This window comes from Streptomyces sp. WAC 04229 (genome assembly GCF_003947455.1).
In the GTDB taxonomy this organism is placed as follows: domain Bacteria; phylum Actinomycetota; class Actinomycetes; order Streptomycetales; family Streptomycetaceae; genus Streptomyces.
Map to the genome: position 1 here is coordinate 54,344 of NZ_QHJH01000026.1, position 10,029 is coordinate 64,372.

The following is a 10,029-nucleotide window of genomic DNA, read 5'->3' on the forward strand; positions in this document are numbered from 1 at the left end:
CACGGGCCGGGGCCGCGACGTAATCGGCTCGACGTGGACCGCCCGGGACGGTGGACTGGGGGCATGACGACACCTCAGGATGAGCTGCTTCCCGCCACCCGTCGGCAGTTGCTGCACCGGATCGCCGTGGCACAGGCCGAGGGGCGCACGCCCTCGCTCGTGGCGGCGGTCGTCCGGGGCGGACGGACCGTGTGGCACGGTGCGCGGACCTCGGTCGACGGGCACGGCCCCGACGAGAACGTGCAGTACCGCATCGGCTCGATCACCAAGACGTTCACGGCTGTTCTCGTCCTGAGGCTGCGTGATGAGGGTCTTCTCGACCTCGGTGACTCTCTGGAGAAGCATCTGCCGGGTACCGGGGCGGGTGAGGCCACGATCGCCGAACTGCTGGCCCATTCGGGCGGACTGGCCGCCGAGTCGCCCGCGCCGTGGTGGGAGCGGACGCCGGGATCACTGCGGCCCGAGCTCACCGACGTGCTGGGCGAGCGGCCGTTGCTGCACCCGGTGGGCCGCCGGCACCACTACTCCAACCCCGGCTACACCCTGCTCGGTGCGCTGGTCGAGGAGCTTCGCGGTGCCGCGTGGGAGGACGTGCTGCGGCGGGAGGTGCTGGAGCCGCTGGGCCTGGAGCGCACGGCGACGCGCCCGAGCACTCCGCACGCGGGTGGCTGGGCGGTGCATCCCTGGGCCGACGTGATGCTGCCCGAGCCGGCCGAGGATCTCGGCAGGATGGCCCCCGCCGGTCAACTCTGGTCCACCACCGGGGATCTGGCGCGGTTCGCCGTCTTTCTGACCACGGGGGACGACCGGGTCCTGTGCGCGGACACCATCCGGGAGATGCGGGCCCCCGCCGCAGCGGTCGAGGCCGCGGACGTCGCGGATGGTGCGGCGTACGGCCTGGGACTGCAGATCCAGCACCGGGACGGGCGGCTGCTCGTGGGGCACTCCGGCTCCCTGCCGGGCTTCCTGGCCAACCTCACCATCGCCGTGGACGACGACGTCGCCGCGGTGGTGCTGACCAACTGCACCTCCGGACCGCTGCTCGGCGGGGTGGGTGCCGACCTCGTGCGTATCGTCGCCGAGGCGGAACCCCGGATCCCTGAACCGTGGCGCCCGCTGCCGCAGGCGGACGCCTCCGTACTGGAGTTGGCCGGGCAGTGGTACTGGGGGACGCACGCCTTCGCCCTGCGGCTGACCTCCGACGGGGGAGTGTCGCTGGAGCCCTTGTCGGGTCAGGGCCGACGGTCGCGCTTCCGGGCCATCGGTGACGGGACCTGGACGGGCCTGGAGGGCTACTACGCCGGGGAACTGCTGGAGGCGGTACGACGTCCGGACGGAAGTGTGAGCCACCTGGACCTGGGATCGTTCGTCTTCACTCGGCAGCCGTACGACGCGGGTTCTCCCGTGCCGGGCGGGGTGGACCCGGAGGGCTGGCGAGGGATCGGCTAGGCGTTGCCCAACGGCTGGGGGGCCTGTTTCACGTGAAACAGGCCCCCCAGCCGTTGGGCGCTCCGGATGGAAGTACTGCTCACAGCTGGAGCTTGAACCCCGTGTGCGAGGCCGAGAAGCCCAGACGCTCATAGAAACGGTGAGCGTCGGTGCGGGTCTTGTCGGACGTGAGCTGCACCAACTGGCATCCCTGCCGACGGGACTCGTCGACCGCCCACTCGATGAGCTGTGTGCCCAGGCCGCTGCCGCGCTCGTCGGCGTGGATGCGTACACCCTCGATGATCGACCGGGTGGCGCCACGCCGGGACAGGCCGGGGACGATCGTCAGCTGGAGGGTGCCGACGACACGGCTGTCGCGGACGGCGACGACCACGTGCTGGTTCGGATCGGCGTCGAGCCGTTCGAGCGCGGCCAGATACGGGTTCAGGTCCTCCGGTGACTCACGCTGGGCGCCCAAGGGGTCGTCGGCGAGCATCGCGACGACCGCCGGGATGTCCGCTGCGGTGGTCCGGCGTATTTCAAGATCTGCCATGACCGCACCCTATGTCCGTGGGCCGCGCCCCGAGTCGGGCTAGGCGGGCACCGGCGCCTTGAGGGTCTCCACGGCCCGGACCAGCGGGGCGAGGTCGGGGTTGGCGGCTGCCTCGTCGAGGGCCTCGCGCAGCGCGGCGTCGTTGGTGGGCCGAGCCTCGTCCAGCAGCTTGAGGCCGGCCGCGGTGACGTTGGTGTAGATGCCGCGGCGGTCCGTGGGGCACAGGTAGCGCTCGAGCAGCCCGCGGTCCTCGAGCCGGGTGACCAGGCGGGTCGTCGCGCTCTGGCTGAGTACGACGGCGTCGGCGACCTGCTTCATCTGCAGGTGCCCTCCGTCGCCGTCGTGCTGCCGACTGAGCACGTCGAGCAGGGCGTACTCGCGCACGCTCAGGTCGTGCCCGGCCTGCAGTGCGCGCTCGATGTGGGCCTCGATCCTCCCGTGCAGCAGGGAGAGTGCGCACCAGCCCTGGGAGAGGGCGGTGAGCGCGGGGTCCGTCGCTGTCATGTGGTTCCTCCGTCCCGGAGTGGCTGAGACCAGGATAGACCAGGCATGCAATAGTCTGCGTTTGCATATATCCCGCGTCTGCAACTATTGTGAACGCACGCAAAGCGCTCCTGCAATCTTCTGGGAAGGTGTACCCCTCCATGCCTCTCGCGCTTCTGGCCCTCGCGATCGGGGCCTTCGGTATCGGAACCACCGAGTTCGTGATCATGGGCTTGCTGCCCGAGGTCGCGAGCGACTACGGGGTCTCCATCCCCACCGCCGGCTTCCTGGTGACCGGATACGCGCTCGGCGTGATGTTCGGCGCCCCGCTGATGACCGTCCTCGGCACCAAGGTCCCGCGCAAGCGGATGCTGATGCTGCTGATGGGCCTGTTCATCGTGGGCAACCTGCTCTCCGCCCTCGCCCCCGCCTTCTCCGTCATGCTGATCGGCCGCGTGGTCGCGTCTCTCGCCCACGGCGCCTTCTTCGGCATCGGCTCGGTCGTCGCGGCCGACCTGGTCGCCCCGCACAAGAAGGCCGGTGCCATCGCGATGATGTTCACCGGTCTGACCGTCGCCAATGTCGTCGGCGTCCCGCTGGGCACGCTCATCGGGCAGTCCGCCGGCTGGCGCGTCACCTTCGCCGTCGTCGCCGCGCTCGGCGTCGTGGGTCTGGCCGGTGTCGCCAAGCTGGTCCCGGACGTGCCCAAGCCCGAGGGCGTGCGGCTGCGCCATGAACTGGCCGCCTTCAAGAACGTCCAGGTCCTCCTGGCGATGGCCATGACCGTCCTCGGGTTCGGCGGCGTCTTCGCGGCCATCACCTACATCGCGCCGATGATGACCCACGTCGCGGGGTTCGCGGACGGCTCCGTCACCTGGCTGCTGGTCCTCTTCGGCCTCGGCATGGTCGGCGGCAACCTCGTCGGCGGCAAGTTCGCCGACCGCGCCCTGATGCCGATGCTGTACATCTCCCTGGGCGCCCTGGCCGTCGTACTGGCCCTCTTCACCCTCACCGCACACGACAAGATCGCGTCGGCCGTGACCGTCTTCCTCATCGGCGCCCTGGGCTTCGCCACCGTGCCGCCGCTGCAGAAGCGCGTCCTGGACCATGCGCACGGCGCCCCGACGCTGGCCTCGGCCGTGAACATCGGCGCCTTCAACCTCGGCAACGCGCTCTCCGCCTGGCTCGGAGGCGTGGTCATCGGCGCCGGCTTCGGCTACACCGCCCCGAACTGGGTCGGGGCCGTGCTGGCCGCCGCCGCCCTTCTCCTCGCCGTCCTCTCGGCCTCGCTCGAACGGCGCGAGGGCGCGCCCGCCGCGGTCGTCGCGGGCTCCACGCCCGCGGAGCAGCGCGCCGCAGCCGTCCACCACTGACCGACCCGGGGTGCGGGGCCAGGGCCGTCCCCGCACCCCGCGGTCCACTCCGCACGGCGTTCACCGAAGCACCGCACCGGACGCCGCACCCGCACCACGCGCCGCAGCGCACCGCCGGCGCACTCCCGCACCTGCACCACGCCGCCGCGCCACCCACCACCGCCCCCAAGGGGCATCGATCAAGGAGAAACCCCATGAGCACCACTGCTGTCGCCCCGCTGACGATCGAGGACGCCGAGTCCCTTGTCACCGCCGCCCACCGCGCCGCCGAGGCCGCCGGGGTGACCGTCAGCGTCACCGTCCTCGACGCGGGCGGTCACCTGCTCGCCTTCCGGCGCGACGACCGTGCCGTCCTGATCTCCGGCGAGACCAGCACCCGCAAGGCCTACACCGCGCTCCAGCTGAACGCCCCCACCGCCGACCTCGTCGACGCCGTTCAGCCCGGAGGGCTCTTCCACACCCTGCCCACGGCACTCGACCGGCCCCTGCTGTTCATCGCGGGCGGCGTGCCCGTGCACCGCGAGGGCCGGCTGATCGGCGCGATCGGAGTGGGCGGCGGCGCACCCGACCAGGACCACGGCTTCGCCTCCGCCGCCGTGAAGGCCCTCGCCTGACGGCAAGCGGTCAGGTCGCCCCGGTCAGCCCGCCGCCACCGTCAGCGGCGCGAACCGTCGGGTCCAGTCACCGGGCAGTTCGGTGATGCCGTACGTCATCACGGCGTTCGGGGCGACCACCGCCAGGCCGCGTTCCCGCACCCAGGCCAGCAGTTCCTCGTGGCGCGCGTCGATGTCCGTGCGCAGCGGGCGTTCGGTGCGGGCGGCCAGGGAACCGATCAGCGCCTTCGCCGTCTCGGTGTCCCGGGCGATCAACGGGCCCACGACGTGGGTGTCCATGTTCGGCCAGGCCGCGGCGTAACCGATGATCCGGCCGTCCTCCTCGGCGACCCGCAGCTGGTCCGCGAAGGCGGGCAGGCGCGTGACGATGGGGGTGCGGTCGGCGCCGAACACCTCCTCGTCGAGCCGGAGGATCGTGGTGAGGTCCTCGGCCGTGGCTGCCCGCGTGGCGATCCCGGGCTCGGGCCCCACCATGGTGAAACGCCCACGGACCATCTCCGCCCGGCCGGTGACCTTGAAGCCGAGCTCCTCGTAGAGCGGCCGGCCGTACGGGGTCGCGTGCAGGGTCAGGGGGGTGGTGCCCAGTTCGGAGACGACGTGGCGCATCAGCCTGCGGCCGACGCCCCGGCGGGCGTGGCGCTCGGCCACCAGCACCATGCCGATGGCGGCCAGGGAGGGCCGGCCATGCGGACCGTACTCCGTAACGGTGCAGGCGGCGACGAGACCACCGCCAGGATCGTCGATGCCGTACCCCGTCCCGGCGGTGAGGAGGAACCCCCATTTGTGCTCCTCGCGCGGCCACCCCCGGTCCTCGGACAGGTCGGCGCACGCGGTGAGATCGCGGAGCGTCAGACGGCGGATCGGAGCGGAGGCGGGGGAAGGTGTCGGCACGCAGGTCAGGCTGGCCGACAGCGGGCGCCCGCGTCCACCCGTTTCCGGGGGAACGGGCAAGCTTTTGGCCATGTCGTGCCTGAGCGGCTCAGCCGAGATCGGGGGCGTGCAGAGCCCGCACCCCTTCGATGTTGCCGTCCAGGTAGTGCCGCAGCGACAGCGGCACCAGGTGGACCGAGGCGATCCCGACCCGGGTGAACGGCACCCGGACGATCTCGTACTCGCCGGCGGGCTCGTCGACCTCCGGGCCGTGCCGCAGGGCCGGGTCCATGGACCCCAGATGGCAGACGAAGAAGTGCTGCACCTTCACGCCGGTCGCGCCGCCGTCCTCGCCGATGTGCTCCACCGTGTCCACGAAGCAGGGGACGACGTCGGTGATCTTGGCGCCGAGTTCCTCGTACACCTCGCGGTGCAGTGCGTCCACCACGGTGGCGTCCTCGGGCTCGACCCCGCCCCCGGGCGTGACCCAGTAGGGATCGACGCCGGGCTTGGTGCGCTTGATCAGGATCAAGTGCTCGCGGTCCAGGAGAACGGCGCGAGCGGTGCGCTTGACCACGGGTCGGACGGTCATGGGAGAAATGTGGCCCGGTTGGTTCCACGTGAAACATTGCCGCGCACCCACAGCTCGCGAGCCCGTCGGCTCAGTTCCAGTCGGCCGCCGCGCGCAGCAGCCACTCATGGGCCCGGGCGATGTGCGGCATCGCCAACGTGCCGGTCCGCACCACGAGGAAGTACGTCCGCAGCGGCGGTACCGCCGGGTTGTGCAGTGCGACCACCTCGCCGCGCTCCAGCGCCGGTGCGCACAGGTAGCCGGGCAGTACGGCGAGACCCGCGCCGGCGACCGTGCAGGCGAGGACGGCACGCAGGTCGGGGGCGACGATCGTGCCGGGGGCGGCGGGGCGGGCGTCGAAGACGGACGCCCAGTAGCGGGCGACGAAGGGCAGCGACTCGTGCACCTCGATCACGGGTACGCGCTCCAGCGCAGGCGCGTCGGTGCTGTGGGGTTTGTCGACGCCCGCTCGCTCGGCCCAGCTCGGCGCGGCGACCAGGACGTGTTCCTCGTCGCAGAGCGGAGTCGCCGTGAGCAGCACGCCCCGGGGACGCGCCGTGCCGATGGCCAGATCATGATGTCCGGCGGACAGCCCCTCCAGGGTCTCCTCCGCGTTCCCGAACGAGGCGCGCAGCGCGAAGCCCTGTCCGTCCTCACCGGTGAGCTCGGTGAGGGCGGGCAGCGCCCGCTCGGCGGTGAACTCGGGCGGCCCGGCGAGATGCAGGGTCCGCAGGGAGGAGTCGTCCTGGACACCGGTCTCGGCGATCTCCACGAGGGCGTCGAGATGAGGCGCGGCCTTGTGCGCGAGTTCGTCGCCGATGGTCGTCGGGGTCACGCCGCGGGCCTGGCGCAGGAACAACGGGCGGCCGAGCTGGCGCTCCAGCGTGCGGATCTGCGAGGTCACGGCGGGCTGTGAGAGGCCGAGTAGAGCTGCCGCACGCGTGAAGGAACCGGCCCGGTGCACGGTGACAAAGGTGCGCAGCAAGGCCAGATCCACGGAATGCCCCCTCTTGCGAACGTCTCCGGCCCCCGCGTGGCCAACTATAAATATGTCGATAGGTCGCTGTCGCTACTGTGATTGGACACTGACACAGAGTCAACTAGCCTTGGTCGCGCGGTTCTTCGCGCGCGGAACCGGAGGACGGTCCGAGCCACGAGGGGGGAGGCTCGGACCGTCCGTTGTACGGCCGTCGTACGTCGGTTCAGTCCGCCGTCTCGTCCAGTGCGCGCAGCAGATCGGCCACCAGGTCCTCGGGGTCCTCCGCGCCGACCGAGAGCCGCACGAAGCCCTCCGGCACCGCGTCGCCGCCCCAGCGCCCGCGCCGCTCGGCCGTGGACCGCACCCCGCCGAAGCTCGTCGCACCCTCAACCAGCCGCAGCGTGTCGAGAAAACGATCGGCCTGCGCGCGCGTGGCCAGCGTGAAGGAGACGACGCACCCGTAGCGCAGCATCTGCTGCGAGGCGATCTTGTGCGAGGGGTCGTCGGGCAGCCCCGGGTACCGCAGACCGGTGACCTCGGGCCGCGCCCGGAGCGCCTCGGCGACCCGGAGCGCGGTGGCGTTCTGCCGGTCGACCCGCAGCTGGAGGGTGGCGATCGAACGGTGCGCCAGCCAGGCCTCCATGGGGCCGGGGATCGCGCCGACGATCTTGCGCCAGCGCCGTACGGCGGTCATCGCCTCGGCGTCGCGGCCCGCCACGTATCCGAGGAGGACGTCTCCGTGGCCGGTGAGCTGCTTGGTGCCGCTGGCGACGGAGAAGTCGGCGCCGAGCTCCAGCGGACGCTGTCCGAGCGGTGTGGCGAGGGTGTTGTCGACGGCGACGAGGGCGCCGCGCGTGTGGGCCGCCTCGACGAGCCGTCGTACGTCGCACACGTCGAGACCGGGGTTGGACGGTGTCTCGATCCACAGCAGCTTCGCCCCGTCCAGCACGTCGAGCTGGGCGTCCCCGCCGGCCGGCGCGGTGCGCACCTCGATGCCGTACGCCTCCAGCTGGGCACGGACCAGCGGCAGCACCTGGTAGCCGTCGCTGGGCAGCACGACCGCGTCCCCGGCGCGCAGCTGCGAGAAGAGCACCGACGAGATCGCGGCCATGCCGGAGGCGAACACGAGCGTCTCGACGCCCTCCCGCCCGGGAGACTCCAGCTCGCCGATGGCCCTTTCCAGGTGCGTCCAGGTCGGGTTCTCGTCGCGGCCGTAGGTGTACGGGCCGGTCGGCTCGCCGGGCAGATGGAAGTGGGCGGCGAACACCGGACCGGGCAGGGTCGGCTCGTGTTTGACGGGTTCGGGCAGCCCGGCCCGCACCGCGCGCGTGCCGTCGCCGCTGCCGGTGGGCGTCCCCGGCGCGGGCCCGCCGTGCTCGTCGTTCGTAGCGGAATCACTCATGCCGCCCGTCCCTCCACTCGCTCGCGTACCGCGGCGAGCAGTCCTCCGCTCGCCGCCTCCACCATCTCAAGGCACTCCTCGAAACCGTCCGTCCCCCCGTAGTACGGATCCGGAACGTCCAGGTCACCGTCTTCGGCCGCGGGATCGTAGGAGCGCAGCAGGCGCACCTTGGCCGCGTCCTCCTCCGTGGGCGCCAGCCGGCGCAGGGCCCGCAGATGGCCGGCGTCGAGGGCGATGACGAGGTCGAGGCGGGAGAACCAGGACTGCTGGAACTGCCGGGCGGTGTGGCCGAGGTCGTACCCGTGCTCCGCCAGGACGGCCACGGTGCGCGGGTCGGCCGCGTCGCCCTCGTGCCAGCCGCCGGTGCCGGCGCTGTCGACCGTCACCAGGCCGTCGAGCCCGGCGTCTTCCACGCGCGCGTGGAAGACGGCCTCGGCCATCGGGGAACGGCAGATGTTGCCCGTGCAGACGAAGCAGACGCGGTAGGTCATCGCGACCGGTCCCCGTCGGGCAGGAACGCGTTGAGGGCCCAGGAGACGATCGAGATGATCAGACCGCCCAGGACTGCGGTCCAGAAACCGTCGACGTGGAAACTCACGTCGAGCTTGTCGGCCACCCATGAGGTGAGCAGCAGCATGAGCGCGTTGACGACCAGCGTGAACAGACCGAGGGTCAGGATGAACAGGGGGAAGGTGAGCACCTGCACGATCGGCTTCACCACCATGTTCACCAGGCCGAACACCAGCGCCACCACGATCAGCGTGACGGCCTTCTCACCGGTGCTGCCCCCAGTCAGGGTGATCTTGTCGAGCAGCCAGACGGCGACCGCGAGGGCGCCGGCGTTGGCGATCGTCTTGACTAGGAAATTCTTCATGTGTCTGATCGTGGCAGACGCGATCGGATACGAACGGTGAGGCAGGGGCGGACGAGGCGATGAAGGCATTCCGGCTGGACGAACTGGAGGCGGAGCGCGCCGCCAACGACGGTGCCTACCTGCAGTTCCTGCGTGAGCGGAACATGTCGGTCGGCCTGTACGCCCTCGACGCGGGTACGTCCGATCCACAGAACCCGCACGCGCAGGACGAGGTGTACTTCGTGGTGAGCGGGCGGGCGGCGATCACCGTGGGCATGGAGACCACCCAGGTCGCCCGCGGCAGTGTGGTCTACGTCCCGGCCGGGGTCGCCCACAAGTTCCACCACATCAGTGAGGATCTTCGGGTTCTCGTGGTGTTCTCTCCGCCGGAGAGCTGAGTCCTCACCCGGGGTTCCCTAGGGGAACGGTCAGGGGGAGACAAGGGGTGCGTGCGCCCTGCCGGGACCTTCGCGGCCCTAGCATCGGGTGCAGGACATCAGAGCATTCCCAGCGGGAGACCGGGCCCACGCGGGGCCCGTTCCCCGAACGGGTGGAAGGTAAGGACGAGGGCCATGCGAGAGATCTTCACGGGACTGCCGTGGTGGGTGAAGTGGATCGCGGTGCCGGTCATCGCCCTGGTCGTGTTCGGCGGGCTCATCGCCAGCGTGGTCGGGTTCGTGATCGGACTGCTGTTCAAGCTGCTGGTCTTCGTGGCTCTCGTCGGCGGACTGATCTACGTCGTGCGCAAGTTCATGTCGAGTTCGTCCTCGCGCAGCGACTGGTGAGGGCCGTGGGACAAGGGTGGTGGTAACGGGAACCACTGGTTCCCTCGGGCGAGGGAAGTTTCCCGGACGGGCCGTCGGCGGGCGGTGACCGGCGATTAGGCGGCTCTTATACACATCT

The 10,029-nt window shown here is 71.0% G+C and carries 13 protein-coding genes; 5 read left to right on the forward strand and 8 right to left on the reverse strand.

Annotation, left to right across the window (positions count from 1 at the left end; all coding sequences use genetic code 11):
- The first annotated feature begins 63 nt into the window (after positions 1-63).
- Positions 64-1,449, forward strand: coding sequence for a serine hydrolase (locus tag DMH12_RS10590; protein WP_125491311.1), 1,386 nt, complete (start codon positions 64-66; stop codon positions 1,447-1,449).
- A gap of 79 nt (positions 1,450-1,528) precedes the next feature.
- Here the strand turns inward: DMH12_RS10590 and DMH12_RS10595 are convergent, their stop codons facing one another.
- Positions 1,529-1,981 (reverse strand): GNAT family N-acetyltransferase, encoded by a 453-nt coding sequence (locus tag DMH12_RS10595; protein WP_125491312.1) that lies wholly within the window; start codon positions 1,979-1,981, stop codon positions 1,529-1,531.
- Positions 1,982-2,020: 39 nt separating this feature from the next.
- Positions 2,021-2,485, reverse strand: a complete 465-nt coding sequence (locus tag DMH12_RS10600; RefSeq protein WP_125491313.1) for a MarR family winged helix-turn-helix transcriptional regulator — start codon at positions 2,483-2,485, stop codon at positions 2,021-2,023.
- A gap of 140 nt (positions 2,486-2,625) precedes the next feature.
- On the opposite strand from DMH12_RS10600, the gene DMH12_RS10605 reads away from it, so the two are divergent.
- Both DMH12_RS10605 and DMH12_RS10610 read left to right on the forward strand, forming a co-directional pair.
- The gene (locus DMH12_RS10605; RefSeq protein WP_125491314.1) at positions 2,626-3,837 is read left to right on the forward strand and encodes an MFS transporter; all 1,212 of its coding nucleotides are present in this window, start codon (positions 2,626-2,628) and stop codon (positions 3,835-3,837) included.
- Between the two features lie 194 nt (positions 3,838-4,031).
- Positions 4,032-4,451 (forward strand): heme-binding protein, encoded by a 420-nt coding sequence (locus DMH12_RS10610; protein WP_125491315.1) that lies wholly within the window; start codon positions 4,032-4,034, stop codon positions 4,449-4,451.
- Between the two features lie 24 nt (positions 4,452-4,475).
- On the opposite strand, the gene DMH12_RS10615 is transcribed toward DMH12_RS10610, so the two are convergent.
- From DMH12_RS10615 to DMH12_RS10640, 6 genes are all read right to left on the reverse strand, one after another.
- Positions 4,476-5,342, reverse strand: a complete 867-nt coding sequence (locus DMH12_RS10615; protein ID WP_125491316.1) for a GNAT family N-acetyltransferase — start codon at positions 5,340-5,342, stop codon at positions 4,476-4,478.
- Between the two features lie 88 nt (positions 5,343-5,430).
- Entirely contained in the window at positions 5,431-5,913 is a 483-nt protein-coding gene (locus DMH12_RS10620) for an NUDIX domain-containing protein (protein ID WP_122616530.1), read from the reverse strand.
- Between the two features lie 70 nt (positions 5,914-5,983).
- Positions 5,984-6,889 carry a LysR family transcriptional regulator gene (locus tag DMH12_RS10625; RefSeq protein ID WP_125491317.1) on the reverse strand — a complete coding sequence of 302 codons (906 nt, stop codon included), beginning with the start codon at positions 6,887-6,889 and terminating at the stop codon, positions 5,984-5,986.
- 205 nt (positions 6,890-7,094) lie between these two features.
- Positions 7,095-8,273 carry a cystathionine gamma-lyase gene (locus DMH12_RS10630; protein ID WP_125491318.1) on the reverse strand — a complete coding sequence of 393 codons (1,179 nt, stop codon included), beginning with the start codon at positions 8,271-8,273 and terminating at the stop codon, positions 7,095-7,097.
- On the reverse strand, positions 8,270-8,764 hold the full coding sequence (locus DMH12_RS10635; protein WP_125491319.1) for a low molecular weight protein-tyrosine-phosphatase: 495 nt from the start codon (positions 8,762-8,764) through the stop codon (positions 8,270-8,272). Before DMH12_RS10635 ends, DMH12_RS10630 begins: the two co-directional genes overlap by 4 nt.
- Entirely contained in the window at positions 8,761-9,147 is a 387-nt protein-coding gene (locus DMH12_RS10640; RefSeq protein ID WP_125491320.1) for a phage holin family protein, read from the reverse strand. Before DMH12_RS10640 ends, DMH12_RS10635 begins: the two co-directional genes overlap by 4 nt.
- 59 nt (positions 9,148-9,206) lie before the next feature.
- On the opposite strand from DMH12_RS10640, the gene DMH12_RS10645 reads away from it, so the two are divergent.
- Both DMH12_RS10645 and DMH12_RS10650 read left to right on the forward strand, forming a co-directional pair.
- On the forward strand, positions 9,207-9,524 hold the full coding sequence (locus DMH12_RS10645) for a cupin domain-containing protein (RefSeq protein WP_114528306.1): 318 nt from the start codon (positions 9,207-9,209) through the stop codon (positions 9,522-9,524).
- A gap of 174 nt (positions 9,525-9,698) precedes the next feature.
- Entirely contained in the window at positions 9,699-9,911 is a 213-nt protein-coding gene (locus tag DMH12_RS10650; protein WP_007388908.1) for a DUF5326 family protein, read from the forward strand.
- The last annotated feature ends 118 nt before the right edge of the window (positions 9,912-10,029 follow it).